We start from the raw sequence: 21,841 nt of genomic DNA, 5'->3' as shown, positions 1-21,841 counted from the left end.
ATCTTTATCGTTCGTTAATCAGATCTTGCCGCCCGCCGCCATGCGCGGATTGAATGCGGCGGAGTAGCTATTGCCGTCTTTGTCGTAGCGCAGCCACGAGCCGCGCGCCTGGTCAGGCGAGGCGTGCGGAATCACGATGTCCAGGCATTGCAGCGGTGCCTTGTTGACGAACACGCGATAGAGCAGGCCCTTGTCGCCACGATACGTATTCACCTGTGCCTCGGTGCGCAGATCCGGGTTCTGCTTTGCTTCGTGGTAGTCCCGATAGACCAGCACTTCAGGGCGGCGCGCCGGCGCGCCCCCGTCGCGCAACACCGCCACGCCTTTCAGCGCTACCAGATGGCCATTGACCGTATCGGTCCAGATGGTGTTGTACAGACCGGGCATGTAATCAGCAGTGCGATAGGCCTTGTCGTCGCTGAGCGATTTCACCGCGCGTGCCTCGCGTGGCCGGTCCTGGTCGCAGCGAGCCAGCGGCGTGTCGGCTACCGCAGAGGAGATCAGCGCGAAGCCGCCAGGCCGATCGAGCTTGCCGAGATCTGGCGCCATCATGCTGCGGCCCGAAGGCGTGCCACCGAAATCAATCGACGGAGTGCTTGCCGTACGCGCCTGCGGCGCGGAATCCTTCTTCTGCGCTGGGGTCGGCGCGGCTGGGGGGGCCTTGGAGGCCATCGCTGGCCGTTCATCGGCTCGCGCCTTTCCAGCATCGCTACGCGGCTCGCCTTGGTGCGGCGGCCGGTTCGAAGCGTTGCGCGCGGAGGGTTGTGATTTCGCCTGGTCACTGTGGCGAGTCATCTCTGCCGCTTTCGCCTGGGTGGCGCCGCTCGATTCACCACCTTCCTTGCCGGACTGCACTCGCTCCGCGGCAGACTGGCGATAGAACGCCACGTTCGGCCGGCGCGCGTCGAGGTACTTGGCAAAGGCCGCTTCGTCTGTCACATCGACGATTTCAACGCGGCGATTCTTTGCCCGCCCCGCTTCGTCGCGATTGTCCGCCAGCGGCATCGTTTCCCCAGCGCCCTGGTAATAAAGCTGCGCCTCCGCCACGCCCGCATCGCGGAACACCGCGGCAACAACGCGCGCGCGCTGCTCCGACAGCTCTGCGTTCAGCCTGGAACTGCCCGTATCGTCCGTATGCCCGATCAGCAGGATGCGCCGCGACTTCAGCGCCTCAACCGCCTGCCGCTCCTGCGCCGTGGATCTGGGGCTGAGTTGCGTGGCGCGCACCGCATAGGCGTACTGCTGGGCGATCTCCGCGAAGGCAACCCGGGCCTCCGGCGCAAGCGCGCTGGATCCGGAGGCAAACTGGGCGTTGCCGCCGGTACCGGTGTCGCGCACCGACACGGACATGCCCATGCCACCTTGTTCACGCTCCCGCGATGCCGGCGCCATCGCACTGCCGTCGGCCGCGATGTCTGTCATCGTGACATCCAGACCGTGCTTCTTTGCAATGCGCGACACCTCACAACGGCGGCGATCCATGTCCGCCCCGATCAGCCCGCCCAGCGCCGCGCCAACCCCAGCGCCGACCAGCGTGCCGGCCTTCTTGTTGCCCGCCACGACATTGCCAAGCACTGCCCCGGCGATAACGCCCGCCGCGATGCCGATATTGCGGGCGTTATTGGAGCAGGGATCATCGCTGGCGAAGGTTTCCTTCAGATAGATTCCCGGCGCGGTTGCGCATCCAGTAACCATCGAACAGGCAACCGCCAGACTGGTCCACCGCCACACCGTGCGTGTGGCGGACCTTGCCATCGTTCGTGTCGCGCGGCGTGGGCCGCCAACCGTCTTCCTCTTGTTGTGCATCGACCTCTGTTCCCTGGAGCGCCTTGCCCGATCCAATGACAGGCACAATGGGGCGCCACGTGAATATCGGCAGACGTTTGGGAAACTTGAGGGGGTCCGCCCGCGGGTGCGGCGGACGGGGATTGGAGAGAGGGCGAGGCATCGGCCCGGGGGTCGATGTTAGTGGCCGGTAGTGTTCGTGCCAACCCTCCAGACGCCATGCTTCAGAGGGGTAGGAACCGAACAGCCGGGCACAGCGTTGCGACTATGGCGGTGCGAGCCAACGGTGGAACGCCTGTGCGCGAACCACAAGCGGACAGGTATTATCGTGTCCGCATTTGCAGCCCCCGCCAATATCCTTGTGAAGTCGGCTGGTCCTGGTTACCGCCTCGTCCCATCTGGCGATGGATGCTGATGGCTAATCTATCAATCAACCATCTGGAGAACCCTGCAGTGAAACGAAGCGCGCGCTGGATCCGCCTAGCCCTGGCCCTGGTTGGCGCCATCCTGCTTGGCGACGCTGTCGCACTGATGGGAATGGGGCTATTCAACTTCGGCATTGTGTTGCCAGGATCTATTGGGATCGCCTTCCTGTTGCTAGCCCTGTGCTGGGACGGCGTGGCCCGGTGGCGGAAGGCGGATCGGCGGCGGCAGTTGCTTTGGCGCGCGGGATGGATAGCCTTTGGCGCGTGGCTGGTCACCGTTGCGATGTTCTTTTATGGCATCCGCGGCGGCATGGGCGTCGCGGTGCCGGCGGTGATACCGGTTAGGGGGATCGTCATCCTTGGGTCAGGCACGCCCAACTGCAAGGCGTCGCCAACGTTGATTGCGCGGCTGGATCAGGGGTTGGTACAGGCGCAGCGATGGCCGGAGGCCAAGGTGGTTGTGAGTGGCGGACAGGACTTCGGCCTGCGGTGTACGGAGGCGGACATCATGGCTGACTACCTGGTAGCGCGTGGGGTAGCAGCGGACAGGGTGATTCGCGAGGGGCGGAGTACGAGTACCGAGGAGAACCTGTTATTCAGCCGCCGGTTGCTGGAGGAACAGGGCGTTGATCCGGGGAAGGCGACTGTGGTGGTGACCAGCGATTTCCACGTGCGGCGGGCGGTCGGCATTGCGCGCAAGGCGGGGTTCAGCGAAGCATTCGGCGTGGGCGCCGAAACGCCCTTGTACCTTCGCTTCAATGCCTGGTTGCGCGAGTACTTTGCGGCGATCAGCAGTTGGATCCTGAGGGAGTATTGAGGCACCGACTTGACCAGTCCGATGGCAACCGGCGGGCATGTCGAAGTGTCAATCAGCCGCCTATCGTTCCGTTGCCAAGTGTCTTGACCCACCCCTGGAAATCGGACTAAGATGGACTAAGTCCATGAGGAGCGAGCATGCATACTGTCAATATCCATGACGCCAAGACGAACTTTTCCCGTCTGGTTGACGCCGCGTCAGCGGGCGAGGAAATCATCATCGCGAAGGCCGGTAAGCCGGCCGCCCGGCTGGTGCCAATGGAATCAGACAAGGTCGCCCGCCGGTTCGGTGTCTTGAAAGGCAAGATCCGCGTTGCAGATGATTTCGACGCCCCCCTGCCGGATGACGTGATGGCTGAGTTTGAAGGTCGTTGATGCGCCTGCTCCTGGATACGCATATCTACCTGTGGGCCGTCGCCGACGATCGTAAGTTGTCAAAAGCCGCGCGCAAGATGATTTCCGAGGCCGAGAAGGTCTTTGTCAGCAGCGCAAGCATCTGGGAAGCTTCGATCAAGGCAGGACTGGGTAAGCTGGATGCCGATGTGAATGAGCTTGTTTCGGCGATCGACACCAGTGGATTCACAGAACTCCCGGTCCGCGCGGCACATGCAGCCCTGGTCCGAAACCTGCCGGATATTCATCGGGACCCGTTTGATCGCTTGCTGATCGCTCAGGCCATGTATGAGCCGCTTCGACTGCTTACCGCGGATGGCCATCTGGCGGCTTATACCGATCTCGTTGAAACGGTGTAGGGGTACGTAATTGACGGATGCCGTGCTTGCGGAGCTGGATGCGATTGGCGGAGCAATGCGCGGGCATGCGGTTGCGTGAGGACATCTCAGCGACAGCGGCTCGGTCTTGAGGGGGCACCGAAGCATCAACCTGCAGCACTACTTGGTGCTTGAAGAGCAGGGCGTCGTCGCCACCGCCCCCATTGTGGTGATGACCAGCGACTCCATGTACGGCAGGCGGTGCAGATTGCCGGAAAGGCAGGCTTCAGCAAAGTCGCCGGGGTCGGGGCTGGAACGCCGATCTACCTCCGATATAACGCCTGGCTACGCGAGTACTTCGCTCCGATCAGCGAATAGGTGTTGACGGAGTATTGAGCCTTCCGCGTCCGAGCTGGTCATGATCACGACGTGACGCTTTCGGCGCACGCCGCCTCGGCTTAACGCGGTGAGCACGGGACTAAAGTGCGTGCTGCTTGTCGGGTCCCCTGACCTCGGCTAGCCTGCTATCGATGTCGACTCTTCGCTGCGCTGCGATCCCCTGATGCCAGAACGCTCGACCACCCGATATGGCAAGGCGCTGCAGCGCCTGCGCCAGGTCTTTTCCCCATTGAACCTGGGAGCGGCGGCGTGGCTGATTGCAACATGGGCGTTCGTGGCGTTTCAACTCGTGAGCGAGCGGGACCGCTTGCTGCATGTCGCCGCGGAGCGTACCCAGGCGGAGGCCCGGGCGTTCGGCGCGTACTCGAAATCCAGCATCCTGCGGCTGTCCGAGTTCCTCCTCGACCTGCGGGCCAGTTGGCTGGCCAGCCAGCCGGGGTTCATCGACATGGTGCGTGAGCGGGAGAACCTGGTGGTGGACCTGTCGTTCCAGGTGTCGGTGATCGACAAGCATGGCCTGCTCATCTACTCGTCCATCGCCCCGCCCGTGCCCGGCGAGAAGGTCGACCTGAGCGGGCGCGAGCATTTCCGGGTCCATCAGAACGCGAACGGGCGCGACATGCTGTTCATCAGCGATCCGGTGAAGGGCAAGGTCTCGCGCAAATGGTCGATCCAGTTCACGCGCCCCATCCTGCGCGCAGGCAGCTTCGACGGGGTCATCGTGGTTTCGGTCAGTCCGGAGCAGTTCGCCAGCTTTGCGCAGTCGTTCACCAACCGCGATGGCGAAGTGGCGTCGGTCATCAAGACTTCCGGCCAGGTCATCGCGCGCGTGCCGGCCATGGAGGGCACCTTGGGCAGGGCGGTCAGCAACAGGCCATACCTCGCCAGCGGGTCGTCCCAGTCTGGTAGTTATCGGGCGGTGTCGGGCTCCGAAGGCGTGGAGCGGGTCTTCGGCTATTACCGTTTGCCGGAGTTCGGGCTCAATTTCGTGGTGGGCGAGTCGGTCGAGCTGGTGCTGGCACCCTACGAGGTTTATCGCCGCGTTGCCCTGGCCGGTGCGATGGCTTCCACGCTGCTGCTTGGCCTGTTGTACTACAGCCTGCGCCGCTCCATAGCGGAGCGACGGCGCCATATGGAGGAGATGCGGCTGGCTTCGCTGGTCTATTCGTCCAGCAGCGAGGCCATGATGGTGACGTCGCTCGATGGCACCATCATCAACGTGAATCCGGCCTTTGCCGCCGCCACCGGCTATACCCTCGAGGAGATCAAGGGCCGCTCGGGCTATAGCGTCAGCGGGGCAGGCAATGCGGCAGGGATGGTCGAACGCCTGCAGGCCACCGTGGCCGCCAAGGGCAGATGGAGCGGCGAATTCTCGATCCGCCGCAAGGACGGCAGCGAGTTTCCCGCCTACCTGACCGTGGATACCTACGTGGCTCACGCGTATGGCGAGCGCCGCCGCGTTGCGCTGATCCATGACATGACCGAGAAGCGCCAGGCAGAGGAAGTCATCCGGCACCAGGCGTATTTCGATGCGCTCACGGATCTGCCCAACCGCCGCCTGTTCTTCGACCGGCTGGAGCAGGAGATTGGGCGTTCGCGCGGCACGCAGGATGTGCTGGCGCTGCTGTTCATCGACCTGGATCGCTTCAAGGAGGTGAACGATACCCTCGGCCACGACCAGGGCGACCTGTTGCTGCTGGAGGCGGCGCGGCGCATTTCGGCATCGGTGCGCGCGTCGGATACCGTGGCGCGGCTGGCCGGCGACGAGTTCACCGTGATCCTGCCCGCGGTGGGCGATGTCGGCGTTGCCGAGGGCATTGCCCAGGCGATCCTGCAGCAGATTGCCGCGCCTTACCGCCTGGCCGGCGAGCTGGTGGTGGTGTCGGCCAGCATCGGCGTGGCCACCTGGCCCAGGGACGCCGACAACGCCGAGGCCCTGCTGGTGTGCGCCGACCAGGCGATGTTTGCCGCCAAGGCTGAGGGCCGCAATCGCTGGAAGGTCTTCACCCAGGCGCTGCTGCAGGTGGAGCGAGAGCGCCTGCGCATCACGCAGGACCTGCGCACGGCGCTGGCGTCCGGGCAGTTCGCGCTGCACTACCAGCCCATTGTCGATCTGCGCACGGGCAAGGTCTGCAAGGCCGAGGCCCTGATCCGCTGGAACCATCCGGTGCGCGGGCCGATCCACCCGGCCGATTTCATTGCCGTTGCGGAGGAATCCGGCCTCATCATCGACATCGGCCGCTGGGTGCTGACCGAAGCGCTGGACCAGCTTGCGCGCTGGCAGGTGGTGCTGGGCCAGGACTTCCAGATCTCGGTCAACAAATCACCCGTGGAGTTCAGCGCGCCGGCGAGCGGGCCCGAGTCCTGGTCCAGCATGATCGAGAGTAGGAACGTGCCGGTGGGCAGCCTCGTCATCGAGATCACCGAAGGCTCGCTGATGGAGCAGAACGCCGATGTCATGGACCAGCTCTCGCGCTTCCAGGCGTCCGGCATCGAGATCGCGCTCGACGACTTCGGCACCGGCTACTCGTCCTTGTCGTACCTGCGGCGCCTGGACATCGACTACATCAAGATCGACCAGTCCTTCATCCGCTCGCTGACGCGGGGGCCGGATGACGTGGCTTTGTGCCGTGCCATTATCGGCATGGCGCATGCGCTGCGCATTCGGGTGATTGCGGAGGGTGTGGAGACGGAGTCGCAGCGGGACATACTGGTGGCTGCTGGGTGCGATTACGGGCAAGGGCACTTCTTTTGTCCGCCGGTGGAGGCCAGTGCGTTCGAGGCGTTTGTGAGCGCCGTGACTTGAGGCGAGCGGCGTCCTTCGGTGCCTTGGTCGGGGGCTCGTCTGGGGCACGACAATGAAATATTTTGGCGCGTCGTTGACTGGGGCTCTCTATAACGGCCCGATTCGCTACGTCTCAATCCTGCAAAGGTGGGGCAGCGCACTGAATAGGGATTCTTGGCGGACACGCCCCTATAATTCACCCTCGACATGACCCGCGTCCGACCCGTTCCGACAGGTATCATCATGCCGATCTGCCGTCCGTTGTGGCATGTCTTCGATGCGACGCCAACATCCATGTCCGCACCCGCACAGCTCGCTGAAATCCACACACTCGCCGAAATTCAGGCGCACACGGACACCGGGACGTTCGAGCGCGGAATGGCCTATTTCCATGTCGGTGCCCCGATAGCGCAACTTCATCAAGAGCGGCGGTCAAGACTTTGGCCTGTTTGTTTGTATTTACGATATAACGCCTGGCTCCGAGAGTACTTCGTCGGTATAAGTGGCTGGATCTTGGGGGAATATTGATGGAATCACTGTCCACCGTTGTTCAGAGTCCGTTTCTTGCTGCGATAGCCAGCCCGATAGTCGTCATGGCTCTGGCCGCATTCTTTTGGTGGCGTGCGGGTTCCATCCATAGCATGCTGGAGCGACTCTGGCGGCTCGTGGCCGGAAAGGCGGAGGTTGAAGATCCCGCCCTTAAGAAATTGATGCAAGAGACGCGTGATCTTGAAAGGTTCAGGTTCGTTTACGGACTTAGAATCGAGTCAATGTCTGACCTTCAGTGCCTGATGTCCTGGATGAAGCGCCATGACATAAGCATTGTCAAACTGCAAAAGGCGAAGCCGTGGATCGACATTGCGTCAGCAGAGCTAGTCAGGAAGCCAACCAGCCGCTATGTGATTGGTTGTTTTGCATCCATCGTCATTTGTTGCGTGCTTATCACTGTGGCGCTTCACCTCTTCACAGCAACCGACGTGCTGCTGAAAATGCGTGAGTCCGAAGTTTGGTTTCGGACGGATGGATATTCAGTTAGGACGATCTGGGGCACTCGTCTTGCCACCTTGAATTCATGCACGGAGAACATTGAGGCCTTGGCAAAGAGCACCGGCTTTTCCTCTGACGAAGCCAGCGTGCTCTGCACAAGCTTTGGAGAGAAGTCGCTACACAAGCTGGTCCAACAGGAAGTCCGCAATCAGCAATGGCTGTTCGGCGGCTTGGCCACTCTGTTCTTTGTCTTGCTAGGACTTCGCTTCCTAAAGCTACGGGCAGCAGCAGAGGCCGTGGAGATACGGAAGAAGATGGACAAGAAGTTAGAGATCCGGCAGTCCCGTGATAAGGGCATAGTTGGAGCTGCGGCCAACTTGACAGCTGACGCCCCGGCAAAATTATCCTGAAGCAAACACCGGCTGCCGCGATGAGTGGCCAATAGCCTGCTTCAGCGGGAGGCCGGTACATTGACCATCGATTAGCCGTGTCGACTCAAGGTCGAAAGGCAGAACCCAAAGACTTAGCGCCTCGCTAAACCGGAAGACTGGAAGTGGCCGCTGAAAGGCTTGGCGACGAGGGTAGATGAGCGCCATCTCCCCTTTCCCTGCCAGATACTTTTGGCCGTAAGCGTATAGCTGATAGAAATCCGCTTGGCTCAGCCCGTAGGCGCTGCCTTTATTCCCCGCATCCAGCAGCTTCCACTTTGTATCCAGGACCCAACGTATGCCCTCGTGCTCTATCAGCAAGTCCGGGCGCAACTGAAACATCGTCGCGCCATCATGCTCGCATAACGATTGACGAGAGGCCTGGGTGGTGAGTCGCGCCCCCGCCACCAATTCCAATCGGAGTCGCTCAGCGACATAGCGCTCGAAGAGCTTTTCCATCGGGAACAGCAAGCTGATGCCGTGCCATTTTCCGACTACGGAAAGCGGCATCTGGCGCGATAGCACCAACTCGCACCATGGCCTAACCGACTGATAGTGCGCCATCAGACGGTCCGTGCGCCAACGCGTGAAATCTTCTCCAGCGTTCGCGCTTTTAGGAACGTCCTGAAAGAGTGCTCGCAGCTCCTGCGCGAGCCGCCAACTGGCAGACGATTGCGTTTGCTGACAGATGCGTTCTACGGCAAGCTTCAGCAGGCGGTTCTCTGCGCGATCTGGCGAGAATACGTCGTGACGAATCTGGACGAGATGCTGGCGCCCCAATGGTTGACGCATCTGACGAACAGCATCCAACTGGCCGCGTAGATGGCGCTCCTCCGCCTCAATACGCAAATAGTCTGACCGCACACCGCGTTTTACCAAATGGTCCAGCGCGGCTAAGAACTGCGCGATCACCCATTCCGTCAATGGGGCATCGAACCGTTGAAGTGAAGTCTCACCTACCTCGCGAACGGGAAGATCCATCGCGGCCGCAATCATTCGACGCAACAACTCCCGGCTTTTACCTAAGCCAGAAGCTCCGTCGTCATGCTTGGGAAGGATCTCTACTCGGGTGCCACATGGTGTTTCGATGACGCCGACATAATTGTCGAGCCTTAGCCAACGACGATCTTCGACCTGCAGCAACGCCGTGCCCGATGGACTAAGTTCTGCATTCAGGCGGCACAACCACTCAAAGGCCGTTACCGACACTTGAGCGCGATCCAACGAGTTCGCCGCAAGCGGCGCCGTCGTTAATCTGGCGTACTCTCGCACGGTGACAGATGTAGTCACTCAGCCTTGACTCCCGAATGCTCAATGATTCCCGCATACGCTTCAGCTAGCGAAAACGCAGCATCATTGATGGACCAGCGTTGATTTTGGTCCGTGACGGTTACGCCCTCACCGAAGAGTTGCGCTACGTTACTTGTCGGCTTCTGAATGAACCGGTGCGCAGCCGCCTTGCGATGATCGTTGAGCACCCATTGGATACGCTGCCAATCCTCGAAGAAGTATTCCTGAAGCAACGGGATAAGCTTTGACCGGAACACTTCTCCGAGTGCGTCTACCGTCGGCGTGTCAGTCAGAGACATAAAGTATGCGTGGCCGATGCAATGGTCTCGGTCAAGCAACAGCTCGATCCGTTCGTTCATGACGCGCAGCAGGGCACCCACGTTGACACCAGAGATCTCTACGGCATCCAGCAGGTCCGGTCGTGGCGGCATCTCGCGAAAGCTGAAGCGCCGCCGCAGCGCGAGATCAAGTCCTGCCAGAGACCGATCTGCCGTGTTCATCGTGCCGATCAAGTACAGGTTCGCCGGGACGCTGAAGCGTTCCTTCGAGTAAGGCAGAGTTACCTCCAGGGCTTCCGCATTGCCTGCACGCTTCGACGGCTCGATCAGTGTGATGAGCTCACCAAGAACACGCGACACGTTACCGCGGTTGATCTCATCGATGATCAGTACTTTTGCATCGGGCAGGGACGAGCGTGCTTTGTCTGCGGTGGGAGCCGGCCGGCCTCCGATTAGGCGCTCGACGAGCGCGGGGAGTATGTTGTTATAGCCGTTGACTAGGTAAGGCTCCAGGGACGACTCGGACACCTTATCGAATACCCGCTTTTCCTTGATGTCATCTATGGTTAGCTCGCCGCGGCGCACGTAGTCCGCAAGTGCTTTGAGCATCCGCATGCTGAATGCCAACTCGTTCCCGTTTGGCTTCTTCAACTCCAGGACATCTGCCGACGCCTTCGTGACGCTGTAGGCTCGGCCAAACACCTCACCCACTTGGTATGGCGCACCACTCGGTGCAAGTGCGCCACCAGCCGGCTTCGTCTGGAGCAGCGCGGCCAGCTTCTCCATATCTATTGCGCCTGGCCGAAGTTCATACAGTGTCATCTGGCTGAACTGATTCGCCATCAATTGATCCAGCGGCAACGAAGGCTTATATACGCGCAGCCACCGAACCGCACGGCTCTGTCCGTAGTGGTCACCCTGCTCATCGCGCCTCAGGCTTCGGTAGTCCCCGGTAATTTCGCCAATCGCCCGGAACTTCATATTGCCGTCCGTTACCACGATTAGGTCTCCGACCTTCATCTTAAGGACGAACGTGGAAACGGCGGTGACCTCATAGGCATCCTCAGCGACAGGGGTACCCGCGTCCTGGAAGCGCCTGATGATGTCGTCTCGCGTCTTGCTGCCGCCGAAATCGACCAGTCTGCCATAGCCAAGTAGGGCGTAGCCTTTGTCAATGCACTCGTCGAAGATGTAAGCGTCGCTTCCCTGCGTGTTGCCCAAGGACATCTTCCATATCCTTCGGCCCTTAAGATCAAGAGGCGCGTCGGCTTGCTTCGTCACCTTCGCGGCGGCCGCCTCACAAAGACTTTTGAAGACGCCATCTACGACCGAGTAGGTCAGTTGCCCATCCTCAGTACTCTCCGCGCGTATCCCCTCGACAAAGTCTTCGTAACTAAAGCTCTGATGAAACGTGACGAAGCGCACATGCCCAGCGACTACCAGGGAATCAAAATGTCCCTTGATGGCGGCGCGATCATCGCGATTTGCGGCGAGGAATTCTGGAGCGAGAATCTGCAACGCCGCATTGATCGTTTCGTACGTCTTTCCTGTGCCTGGAGGGCCGAAAAGAATCTGGTTGAGCGGGGGCGATGGATTCATATTTTGTGTTGTATCTGCTGAGCGATCGATGGCGTCTGTTTCGTCTGCACTGTCGTACGCATCGCACAGAGACAATAGGGCCTCCATGTTCGGCACGACGACCTTCACCATGGCGTTCCCAATCGCAAGCGCCGGAGCATTGGCCGCTATATTGCTGTTCCGCGCTCTTGTTTCCGAATATGACTCGACCTCTTGCAACCGGGACCGGATCGGGCCAAGCCATGACCCAGCTTCAAGATAGATCGTAGCCTTCTTGTTCTCTAGCAGGAGTGCGAGTTGCCGTCCTCGTGATGTTGAATATCCAGCCATTTTCTGTGTTGCCGCCTTGATTGGCGTAAAACGGTCTGACTGTTCCAGGAATCCTCTCGCCTCCTCAGCGGTGAGCTCGGTGCCAATTTTTCCTTGGACTTCCGCCCACACTGCATCGCCATACTCGAACAGGCCCCGACCGTCTTTATGTTCCATTAGCTCGCGTTGGAGCGTGGAGACCTTCTTCTGATTGCTTCCTACCGCGACCTGCAGATACTCTAGCTTTAGCACCGGCAAAATGGCCGGATGCCCCCGGTCTTGATAGAGGAAGGCGAGCTTCCACTTAACGACCTGCCCAAGGTCTACCTCATCGATTTCATCAAGGTCCCCTGACCTCGCCGCATTTGCGACCTGAACTACCTTGTTGATCACCTGCGCGAACGCTGCCTCCGGCGTGTCGCCGTACTTGGCATACCAAGCGTAGTTTTCCCCGTAGTATCGGTCGACGTCTCGCTTCGCCTCCCCGGCCTTCTTTCGCGAGTAGATCCCGAACTTGAAGGCGGAGCCTCCCCACACCGAGCCCAGCGCTTCCGTCTTCGCCTCTAGCCAATAGACAAAGCAGTCCTGGTTCCCCGCTTCGCTGTACTCCCGCAAGCTCATGCTGGCGAGTTCGTCCAGGGGCCACCGTTGAAGAAATGCGTCCCATTGCGCATTGCGGAATGCTGTTGGCTCGTTCATTTGGGGGCACAGGATTATTGTTGGTGAACTGCCGACAGTCCGAGATCATTTACGCGATCAGCGCTGGAAGCCTTGATCGTTCGACATCGGCGGCAGCTTTTACGGAAGTATACTGGGCCATATGCATCCTGAGTTACGGACCCGGCTTTCTGCCGCGATACTCACCGCCAGAATCTGTGAGGAAAATGAAGCGCTGCTTGTTTGCAATCCAACTGGAGTGGGGGGTGATGATCCGCGGGCGGTTCGTCGTACACTTCCTCAGTACGACACCCTTAACTCATTGATTTTTGGCGGAGGCCATGGCAAAACACCTGCTCCTCGTCGATTTCGAAAATGTATCGAAGCTGGACCTATCAGCACTCAACGATAGCTACGAGACCTTGATATTCGTGGGGAGCAAGCAGCAGCCACCAAAGCGGCTCACGAAGCAGAGCGGGAAATTCTGCAGGATCGACTTCCAGAAGATTGAAGGGAGCGGCCGCAACGCCCTGGACTTCCACATCGCGTTTCATTTGGGCAGGACTTTTGAGACCGCACGTGACAGGGTGTGCATCGTGCTCTCAAAGGACAAGGGCTATGACCCCCTGCTGAGCTACCTTAACCAGAATGGCCTCACTTGCCGGCGCATCAGCAGCCTTGATGAGCTTGCGATACCTGCAAGCGAAGACTCATCGCCATTCCCAGCGGACCCTGAACGAACCGTTTGCCCTAAGTGCAATCGCGCAAGCACGATCGAACATCACGGTGGCAGATGGTGTACGTACTGCGGACGCTTTGCCTCACCGCCCGATCAGCAACAGTTGCCGTCAAGAACATTACCCAATAGCAGCGCACGAGCCAAGGCAGGGTTCAGGTTCCGGCCTGTCACCATAAGACCAAGATCGGGTCTGCGATGTACGTGCTGCAGCCAGGCAATGGCGCCTGGCGACGGGATATACGACGATGGCGAATGGACCTGCTGGGGTTGCGTTCGCCACAGGTAGCGCCGCGATGGCCGGGCCGCTTGCAATTCAGCATCCAAGGCAGGGCGGATTGAAGGCCGGCGCTGAGGCGCAGGATGTCGTCAGTGACCTCGAGGATGTGTTCCTCCAGGGTGACGGCCTTGCTGCGTGGGGATGGGGTGGTTTTGGCGAGGCGGCGGGCCAGGGCGCGGTCGGCTTTTGCCAGTTACAGCATCGCTGCTCGTCCGGTGTACGTGGGTCAGGCCGTCAAACCTGGTCGCCCAATGCTATGGTGACACTGTCAGTTTCCAAGGGCTCCCCGTACGGAACAATGCAGCAACTCTCAAAGCATCATTCCGGCGCTCGTAGGCAAAGCCCAAGTATTGGCCCTCAGATGCTTGCCAGGGCGTCTTGAACGGCCAACTTCCTGACGTGGAAGATGGGAGAGCCGTTGGCGGCCTTGCAAAGGAATGAGGAAAGCCTTTGGACGTGCTATGCCTCTCCGCTCGCCTTTAAGAAATCCACAAACGCCCGCAACGGCGCCGGCAAGTGCCTTCGTCCCGGATAGTAAAGAAACGGCCCTGAGAACTTCTGCCACCAAGGCTCAAGAATCGGCTCCAGCGCCCCGCTTTCGAGATACGGCCGCAGCTTGCCCTCGAAGATGTGGATTACCCCAACGCCAGCCAGCGCCGTACTGATCGCCAGGTCGATAGAAGCAGCCGGCCGGATCAGCAACCGGTGCGGAGGATCCAACCGCAACTCTTCCCCATCCCGCTCGAACACCCACGGTGGCGTGGCGCCGCTGGCGAACTGCCCGCGCAGGCAGACGTGCGAGAGCAAATCGCGTGGATGCTCCGGCCTGCCGTGCCGGTCGAGATAGCCAGGCGTTGCCGCCGTCGCGAAGCATTGCACGCGCGGCCCGATCGGGACGGCGACCATGTCCTGCTCAAGCCGCTCCTCGTAGCGGATGCCTGCGTCGCAGCCGATGGCCAGCACGTCGACGAATCCATCCTCGACCACGAGCTCTACGCGGATGTCGGGGTAGGCCTCCAGGAACGGCGGGAGGATGGCTGGCAACACCGTCCACGCGGCGCTCGATGGCACGTTCAGCTTGAGCGTGCCGGAGGGCTTGTCGCGGAAGGCGTTCAGGACGTCCAGCGCGGACTCCAATTCGCTGAACAGCGGCGTGAGCCGCTCAAGCAGGCGCAGCCCCGCTTCGGTCGGGGCGACGCTGCGAGTGGTGCGGTTGAGCAGGCGCAGGCCCAGCTTCGCCTCCAGGCGGCGCACGGCGATGCTCAGGCTTGACGCCGACACGCCGCTGATCCGCGCCGCATCCCGAAAGCCCCCGGCGCGGGCCACCGACACGAATGCGGCCAGATCATTGAATTCCATACCAGTGTTCAAATTTTGAAACAGCCCATTCAATCTAGGCCGGATTATCAAACACTGCAACGCCAACCATACTGGCGCCACCTGTTCAGCCAAACCGAATCAAGGAGAGCGCCATGTCCAACACGCACCAACCTCACCGCCCCGCCACCACCTACACGCTTGCCGGCCGCACCGTGAACCGCATGGGCTACGGCGCCATGCAGCTCGCCGGGCCCGGCGTGTTCGGCCCGCCGAAGGATCGTGACGCAGCCATCGCCGTGCTGCGCGAAGCCGTCGCGTCCGGCGTCAACCACATCGATACGAGTGATTTCTACGGCCCGCATATCACCAACCAGCTCATCCGCGAAGCCCTCCATCCTTACCCGGATGACCTAGTGATTGTCACCAAGGTAGGCGCCCGCCGCGGCGAAGACGCCTCGTGGCAGCCGGCGCTTGAGCCTGAGGCCATCCGGCAAGCGGTCCATGACAACCTGCGCAATCTGGGTGTGGAGGTGCTGGATGTCGTGAACCTGCGGCTCATGGGGGATATCCATGCGCCGACGGAAGGCTCGATCGAAAGGGAAGTCACTGCGCTGGCCGAGCTGCAAAGGCAGGGGCTGGTCCGCCACATCGGGCTGAGCAACGTGACTTCGGCGCAGGTGGCGCAGGCGCAGAAGATTACGCCGGTTATCTGTGTGCAGAACCAGTACAACCTGGTGCAGCGTGGCGATGATGCGCTGGTGGATGAACTGGCGGAGCAGGGGATTGCGTTCGTGCCGTTCTTTCCGCTTGGCGGGTTCACGCCGATTCAGTCGGCGGGGTTGTCAAAGGTGGCGGAAGGGATCGGGGCGACGGCGATGCAGGTGGCGCTGGCCTGGTTGCTGCATCGGGCGCCGAATGTGTTGTTGATTCCGGGGACTTCGTCGGTGGGGCATTTGAGGGAGAACCTGAAGGCGGGGGAGATTGTGTTGACGGATACTGTGCTGGCGGAGTTGGATGCGATTGGCGGAGCAATGCGCGGGCATGCGGTTGCGTGAGTCACTTGTAGCGAGCAGCGGCTGGATCTTGAGGAGGTATTGAGGCTTCAGCTTGCGGCACTTCACAGTGCCAGAAGCAGAACGGCGCGAGGCCAGTTGGCTCGCGCCGTTTTGCTTTCAGGCCCGCGTTGCGTGGGCCTGTCCTTCGTCAGGCAAGTGCCTGCAGGCGATCAGCGCACCGGTCGATCTGCCGCTTGAGCGGCGAAATCAGGGCGTGGAGGCCGATGCTATCGGGGATATCGCCGGCCTGCAGATCCAGCAAGGTCAGGACGGATTGGAAACCGGCGCTGACGCGCAGAAGGTCGTCGCTGACTTCGAGGATGTGGTCCTCGAGGGTGACGGCTTTGCTGGGTTGCGGTGGGGCGGCTTTGGCGCGGCGGCGGAACTGGGCGCGGTCGGCTTTGGCCAGGTTTTCGGCTAGTTGGGCTTGTTTTTGGGCTAGGGTGGGCTCTTGGGGAGCGGGGGTGGTGCTAGTCATTGCGACCTCCGGTACGTAGATGGTGGAGGCTCGTCGTCCGCTGTCAATCGGGGGGGCGAGCACGAGGCAGGGTTGACAGACCGGCACGTACCACCGGCGAGCCCTAAGGCTCCCCCGCCGCGGCTCGCCCATTAAGGGCGTACGTAGGCGAAAGACGAGAGGATATCGCTTCGCTGCTCGTCCGGGGTACGTGGATCAGGCTGTCAAACCTGGTCGACCATTTCTGTGGTGACACTGCCAGTTTCCAACGGCGGTCCGCACGGAACAATGCAGCGAACTCTCAAAGCGGCCTTCCGCCCGTCAGGTGTAAAGCCCAAGTACGGTCCTTCACATCCTTGCCAGGACGCCTCGAACTACCGAGTTCCTTCCGTCGTTACAAGGAATTTTGACACCCTTGCTGAGTTTGACGCGGATTCTGACAAGAGAATCTGCAGCAAGGAAATGATGATTCCTCGGAAGCCAGTGGAAATTTCCGATTCTGCCATCGGATTTCGCTATATCCTTAAGCTTTCTACGATGTCAAAAGAAGGCTGATGCGATCCCTGTCTGTGGTCATGGAGAACTATCTGGCGACTAAGTCCGCTCTTCGCGGTAAAGCTCGAAGCGTTAATACGCCGGATCAGATAAGTATTAGCAAGACGCTACCTCAGTTCTTCATTGATATATTGGAGAGATTGGAGCGGCGTAGAGCTTTCCAGGTCGAAGGTTCCTATGGTCAAGGGAATATCGCCGGCGTTCCTTGGATTGGCGTATTCAACCTCGAAATCACAACATCGGCACAAAACGGGTACTACATCGTCCTTCTCTTTTCAGAGGACATGAAGTCGTGTTATCTGAGCCTCAATCAAGGGGTTACGACTCTGAAGAACACCTATGGGCTGGAGGTGGCACTTCACAAGCTTAGGGGGGCAGCCGAGCTAGCCTTAGAGGCCTTTGTACCAGCCGCTGGCACGGTCAAAGGACCAATCGACCTAAAGGCCAGCAGGGCTTTGGGTAAAGGCTACCAGCGGGGTGCAATTGAGAGCTTTCGATACGACTTCTCCGCACTGCCAACGCCCGACAGCTTAGAATCAGACTTCAGATCACTGCTGGAGCACTACGATACGCTGGCGAATAAGGTCGGTCCGAGTCTGCAGGCATTGGTGCCGGTCAATGAAACCCAGTTTCAGCAAGCAGTGCTTGGAAAAGCAACAGCAACCACAAGAAAAGATAGTCCGCCATTTGTCGAACCTCCGGGAGGTGTACCCGCCTCGCTGAAGCGGGTAAACGGTGGCTCCTGGAAATATCCACGGGATCCATTGGTAGCAGCTGAGGCAGTCAAGAGTGCAGGATACCGGTGCGAGCTGTTCCCCGAACACCAAACATTCAAATCCAGCTCGAAGAACGTACCGTACGTCGAGGCACATCACCTTATACCCTTAAGTAGGCAGGGCGATTTTCAATTCTCTCTCGACATTACAGCGAATATCATTGCACTTTGTCCGACCTGTCATCAGCGCTTGCATCACGGGCATGCTTCTGAAAAACGTAGTCCTTTACGGAAACTACTATCACAACGAAAGGGGCGCCTTCTAGAGAAACAAATCTCCATCGAAGAGCAAGCGTTGCTTCGTATGTATAGCAAGGATCTACTCGACAATGAAGCCTGAGTGCGAAACTGATTCTGTCGACGGGCTCTAGGTGCAGTGCTCGATCGCCATGCGTACGGCTTGGCCAGTCGGCACGCCGTTCGGGCTCGTTGTCATACTGACAGATAAGCAAATAGGCGGCCCGAGAGCTTCGGTACCCATTCATCGATGTCCGCCTTGCTCAGCACGCCATGGGGCGCTGGCGAGCGGCCTGAAAAGCTTAAAATGCGCATCTGCAACCATCGAGCAATCCACGTTGCAAGTAATCTCGATTTGATGTGTCACGCAGCATGCGGGAGACAGATTTGGACCGCACACCGAAATTGCAGGGGCCTAAGAGACAGCACTACCTCCCACGCATGTATCAGAAGGGCTTCGCTACGGAGGGAGGCGTGGCCGTGTTTGATCGTCATACCGGCGAAACCAGGCGTCAGACGGTGGAGAACACTGGCCTAGAGACGCACATCTACACTTTCGAGGATGACCAAGGACGTCGACGGTATGAGATTGAAGAGATGCTCTCCCAGGTCGAAGCCGGGCTGGCAGATGCGATTCCTCGATTCGAAGCCGCAAAGGGCTACACGGACACCGATGTCGAGTTCTTGATCAGCTTCATCGCCTTCGCGGAGTTACGAACACCTGGCGCAATGGCCGAGGCCAAGCGAGTGAAAGCCGGCTTCGTCGATGTCGTGGCACAAGTCGCAACGGAATCCGTGGAACGGACCATGAAGCTTCTCGCCGCTATGTATCGTGACAAGGGGGAGCGCCGGACGCATGAAGAGCTGCTGGCGGAGGCAGAGGGGATCGTGAAGTTCGTTCGTGGCGGCCAGTACGATATCGAAGTGGACCCACAATCTGCGCTAATGGACAACCTCCGCTTGTGGAAGGCGGTCGTAGACTCGCTGATACACAGAGATCTGCAGATTATCAGACCGACCGACCCTCAGTCGCGGTTCATGACCTCCGATTCGCCTGTGGTGTTGGAATCCCGCTTCGGTGAGGACCGCGTTGGCTTCGGCTCAGACGAGGCCATGATCCTTTTCCCCCTCACGGCGACATGCCTGATCTTGCTAAGCGGCAACAGAGGGCGGCAAGGCGTCGGCACTGCGGACGCACGGCGCGTGGACCACATGAACGAGGTGCTCGCGCTCAACGCGCATCGGTACGTTATCAGCGGCGATGACGACGGCCTGCGACGCTTGGTGGAACGGCTTCAGATCGCGAGAACGAAGCGCGCTCCGAAGCATGTCGTCGGCCGGTTCCCAACTGAAGACGGCGCCATTGCATTCGTCCAACGCGTTCTGCCCCACCGATCACCACCGGTGAAAATCGATCAGAACGACCCTGCGTGAGCCTTCGGCTCGTCGTCCGCGTCTGGCTGCGCCACTAGGAACTGTTGATCGTATCCACTCTCCGCACTGCTCCACCCATCGCGCTCTCGGGAGTAGTCTGCCCAGAACTGTTGCAGGTCAGGCAACGTCTTGCTGAGGGCGAGCGGCGCATCCAAGTGCTGCGTTACGTGGTACTGCGGCGTTGCGACTACTTGGGAGCGATCGCTGTCGTAGAAGATCGCGGTCGAGATAAAGTTGCTAACTTGGCAGAGCGTTCTCAGCGACTCGTCGATGTCGTTGTAGGTAGGTAGCTCAATGGCATCGGTGAGATGCTCAGCGTGCGCAATCACTTTATCCGTGTACGTCGTCACGCGGCGGATCGCATCGGACGTTAGCGCCGCAGACAGCTTGTCCAGCACCGACAGACTGATTAACTGCACAGGATCACGCCCTTCGCCGTCGCTTAGTTGGTCGAATCGCTTATGCTTGTATTGCGAGTGAACCCAATCGATGTGGCCGCGGGGAACCGCGTCCGTATCATCAACGCTGGCCTCGATGACATCGCGGAAGTACTTCTCCTTCTCCCCTTCGTAGTCATACGGATCGCCGCCAACCTCGACATAGTGCCGCCGCGTTAGAAGCTCTTGGCCGCCGCGCAAACGCGCAATGATTCCGGCCAGTGAACCCGCGCGCTTGTCTTTATCGACTAGCCGCCTGATTCCGGTAGCGAGCAACACTGCATGACCTGCGGCCGTCAGGCGCCACGCTACGCCACTGACAGCCCTCCCCTCCTCAATACGCCTCGCCTCATTCAACATCCGGAAGACGGCGTCAGAGAGAAAAAGGCTTCTTAGCTGGGACGCGACGGAGCTGGCCTGCTTGCCGGACAGTTGCTCCAGGCACGCAGACCGGAGTTCGACGTAGAGTTTCATGCGGGCCTGCGCCTTGCGGTCATTCGTCATTGGAGCATACAACGAGATATATAAGGGTTCGGGAATCTATCACGCGACGCCTCGATCTCCTCGGCGTACCTGTATTCGCTGTACATCTCGGCCCGGAGATCGGTGATGTAGCACACTTGGATCGATTGGAGGTACGGCTGCTTCTCGCCGCTCCAAAGTCGTGGGCATAGTAGGATCGCAGCCTATCAGCCGAAAGCTCTTCCTGGTTAGACCTCTTCAGCTAATTGCTCGACCAACTCTCTGTCGAATCCCGCGCCAGCCTTACAGGAAAAGTGTTTGCAGGCTGCGAGCCACAGCACGCCTGAGCCCATGCGACCAGCTTGCTACCGGGCCCCGATCACGGGCAGAGACCGGCCAAAAGCGGTCATTTGATGGTCAGTTAGCTAACAGACTGTTGCGGCAAAGAACGGACAACGAGATGATGGATAAATGGGTCGAGTTTCTCCATCATCGCGTCTACAAACGCGGGCCACACATCCGATGGGATGATGTCGCCCTCATCAATCCCTAAGGACTGCGCCGCATAGTCGAACGCCTCCCGTACAGCACAGCTCATATGCCTCTCATCGTTCCTTCGCAGCAGGAGTGGCATGGTGTGATTCATAGCCGCTAAGTATCCCTGCTTCGTGTAACCATCACCGTCAAGAGTCGCGCCAATTTCCTCACCGGAAACTGACCAATCAATGTCCAACTTCAGCGCAATTCCGGTTGCGGGGTCAATGGCATAAGTTTCCTGGACACTGGCGCCAGCATAGGCAGCGCTAAGGCGTACCAGCATTCGAAACAGCCCGAAATACTCAATGTAGGAAAGCAGAAGCCCTGTTTTAGGGTCTCCCATCAACGAGACGCAATGAAAGACCTTGTCCGCTGGTCGATTTGACACGAAGTCGGTTTTGTATGCGAACCCGTACGGAGGCGGATAGCCCTCATCCGTCAGGTACTTTTTGGCCTCCTCGCAACTCCAATTAGGCAGTCCCACGTCAGAGGCATGCGCCCAAGCCGTCTTGACAACCGATCTACCCGCCGACGGTCCGCCGAATCCCAATGTCATATGAATTGGCGAATCGAGGTAGGTATGCTGTACCTCAAGTTGGTTATGGGCTTTTTGCTCATTAAAGCCAGGATGCTTGCGCTTAACGCCCTCGATCATTCTTGCGGCCTCGCGCCTATCTCGCGCGGTAAAGCTGATCTCGGTCTGGCCATCTACAAGCCTCTCATTGTATGAAGGTTTCTCCGGCGTCATCGTACCGTCGTTATTGAGCCAGAGCCGCCTGCCATCGATGGTCTGGACAATCTGCTTGGGTACTTCCCCCCGCTCCCTGCAGACCCCAACCGAAAGCGCGCACCAGTTCAATTGCTTTGCAAGCTCGGCATCCCAAGTCTCACCTAATTTGTTGTTGCACGTCTTGCAGATGAACGCCCTGGCCTTTCGTCGCCCGCCGATTGAGTTCGGAATGATGTGTTCTTTGGACTGGCTCTTGTTGTTCAAGACAGCGAGACAGAGCGCGCAATTCGCATGACGGGGTTCTCCGCCCATCTTACTATCCTCCAATGCATGAAGATGCACTGGATTCTATCTGCTCGCTCCCTCGCGAAGTAGACTT

The 21,841-nt window shown here is 59.5% G+C and carries 17 protein-coding genes; 9 read left to right on the top strand and 8 right to left on the bottom strand.

Annotated features, from left to right (window positions below; all coding sequences use genetic code 11):
- Positions 1-18 precede the first annotated feature (18 nt).
- A complete protein-coding gene (locus E5S69_RS20940) occupies positions 19-1,755 on the bottom strand; it encodes an OmpA family protein (protein WP_236901395.1) in 1,737 nt (578 codons plus the stop codon).
- Between the two features lie 438 nt (positions 1,756-2,193).
- Here E5S69_RS20940 and E5S69_RS20935 point away from each other — a divergent pair, with 438 nt between their 5' ends.
- The 5 genes from E5S69_RS20935 to E5S69_RS20915 all read left to right on the top strand — a co-directional run bounded on the left by E5S69_RS20935 (position 2,194) and on the right by E5S69_RS20915 (position 8,317).
- Positions 2,194-3,027 carry a YdcF family protein gene (locus E5S69_RS20935; protein WP_171516545.1) on the top strand — a complete coding sequence of 278 codons (834 nt, stop codon included), beginning with the start codon at positions 2,194-2,196 and terminating at the stop codon, positions 3,025-3,027.
- Positions 3,028-3,164: 137 nt separating this feature from the next.
- A complete protein-coding gene (locus tag E5S69_RS20930; RefSeq protein WP_171516544.1) occupies positions 3,165-3,401 on the top strand; it encodes a type II toxin-antitoxin system Phd/YefM family antitoxin in 237 nt (78 codons plus the stop codon).
- Positions 3,401-3,778 carry a type II toxin-antitoxin system VapC family toxin gene (locus tag E5S69_RS20925; protein ID WP_171516543.1) on the top strand — a complete coding sequence of 126 codons (378 nt, stop codon included), beginning with the start codon at positions 3,401-3,403 and terminating at the stop codon, positions 3,776-3,778. The genes E5S69_RS20930 and E5S69_RS20925 overlap by 1 nt, the downstream gene beginning before the upstream one ends.
- 520 nt (positions 3,779-4,298) lie before the next feature.
- The gene (locus E5S69_RS20920) at positions 4,299-6,941 is read left to right on the top strand and encodes a bifunctional diguanylate cyclase/phosphodiesterase (protein WP_171516542.1); all 2,643 of its coding nucleotides are present in this window, start codon (positions 4,299-4,301) and stop codon (positions 6,939-6,941) included.
- Between the two features lie 506 nt (positions 6,942-7,447).
- Positions 7,448-8,317: a DUF6216 family protein gene (locus E5S69_RS20915; protein ID WP_171516541.1), complete on the top strand. Its 870-nt coding sequence runs from the start codon at positions 7,448-7,450 to the stop codon at positions 8,315-8,317.
- Here E5S69_RS20915 and E5S69_RS20910 read toward each other — a convergent pair.
- Entirely contained in the window at positions 8,309-9,625 is a 1,317-nt protein-coding gene (locus E5S69_RS20910; protein ID WP_171516540.1) for an McrC family protein, read from the bottom strand. The genes E5S69_RS20915 and E5S69_RS20910 overlap by 9 nt on opposite strands.
- Positions 9,622-12,489: an AAA family ATPase gene (locus tag E5S69_RS20905; protein ID WP_171516539.1), complete on the bottom strand. Its 2,868-nt coding sequence runs from the start codon at positions 12,487-12,489 to the stop codon at positions 9,622-9,624. The genes E5S69_RS20910 and E5S69_RS20905 overlap by 4 nt, the downstream gene beginning before the upstream one ends.
- 299 nt (positions 12,490-12,788) lie before the next feature.
- Here E5S69_RS20905 and E5S69_RS32980 point away from each other — a divergent pair, with 299 nt between their 5' ends.
- Positions 12,789-13,472 carry a PIN domain-containing protein gene (locus E5S69_RS32980; protein ID WP_171516538.1) on the top strand — a complete coding sequence of 228 codons (684 nt, stop codon included), beginning with the start codon at positions 12,789-12,791 and terminating at the stop codon, positions 13,470-13,472.
- Here the strand turns inward: E5S69_RS32980 and E5S69_RS20895 are convergent.
- Both E5S69_RS20895 and E5S69_RS20890 read right to left on the bottom strand, forming a co-directional pair.
- Positions 13,354-13,656, bottom strand: a complete 303-nt coding sequence (locus tag E5S69_RS20895; RefSeq protein ID WP_171516661.1) for a DUF1484 family protein — start codon at positions 13,654-13,656, stop codon at positions 13,354-13,356. The two genes, E5S69_RS32980 and E5S69_RS20895, sit on opposite strands and share 119 nt — an antisense overlap.
- A 266-nt stretch (positions 13,657-13,922) precedes the next feature.
- Positions 13,923-14,822, bottom strand: coding sequence for a LysR family transcriptional regulator (locus E5S69_RS20890; protein ID WP_171516537.1), 900 nt, complete (start codon positions 14,820-14,822; stop codon positions 13,923-13,925).
- A gap of 113 nt (positions 14,823-14,935) precedes the next feature.
- Here E5S69_RS20890 and E5S69_RS20885 point away from each other — a divergent pair, with 113 nt between their 5' ends.
- Positions 14,936-15,838, top strand: coding sequence for an aldo/keto reductase family oxidoreductase (locus E5S69_RS20885; RefSeq protein ID WP_171516536.1), 903 nt, complete (start codon positions 14,936-14,938; stop codon positions 15,836-15,838).
- Positions 15,839-15,986: 148 nt separating this feature from the next.
- Here E5S69_RS20885 and E5S69_RS20880 read toward each other — a convergent pair whose 3' ends face one another.
- Positions 15,987-16,316, bottom strand: a complete 330-nt coding sequence (locus tag E5S69_RS20880) for a DUF1484 family protein (protein ID WP_116381631.1) — start codon at positions 16,314-16,316, stop codon at positions 15,987-15,989.
- 554 nt (positions 16,317-16,870) lie between these two features.
- Between E5S69_RS20880 and E5S69_RS20875 the strand changes: the two genes are divergently transcribed.
- Complete coding sequence (locus tag E5S69_RS20875; RefSeq protein ID WP_171516535.1) at positions 16,871-17,965, top strand: MrcB family domain-containing protein; 1,095 nt, start codon at positions 16,871-16,873, stop codon at positions 17,963-17,965.
- A 269-nt stretch (positions 17,966-18,234) separates the two neighbouring features.
- Positions 18,235-19,296: a DUF4238 domain-containing protein gene (locus E5S69_RS20870; protein ID WP_272871731.1), complete on the top strand. Its 1,062-nt coding sequence runs from the start codon at positions 18,235-18,237 to the stop codon at positions 19,294-19,296.
- Here the strand turns inward: E5S69_RS20870 and E5S69_RS20865 are convergent.
- Together E5S69_RS20865 and E5S69_RS20860 are read right to left on the bottom strand one after the other, a co-directional pair.
- Complete coding sequence (locus tag E5S69_RS20865) at positions 19,278-20,207, bottom strand: hypothetical protein (RefSeq protein WP_171516533.1); 930 nt, start codon at positions 20,205-20,207, stop codon at positions 19,278-19,280. The genes E5S69_RS20870 and E5S69_RS20865 overlap by 19 nt on opposite strands.
- Before the next feature lie 409 nt (positions 20,208-20,616).
- Positions 20,617-21,774 carry an HNH endonuclease gene (locus E5S69_RS20860; protein ID WP_171516532.1) on the bottom strand — a complete coding sequence of 386 codons (1,158 nt, stop codon included), beginning with the start codon at positions 21,772-21,774 and terminating at the stop codon, positions 20,617-20,619.
- Positions 21,775-21,841: the final 67 nt, after the last annotated feature.

It is taken from the genome of Cupriavidus necator (assembly GCF_013141915.1).
Taxonomy (GTDB): domain Bacteria; phylum Pseudomonadota; class Gammaproteobacteria; order Burkholderiales; family Burkholderiaceae; genus Cupriavidus; species Cupriavidus necator_B.
This window is presented reverse-complemented; position numbering and strand designations above follow the sequence as displayed.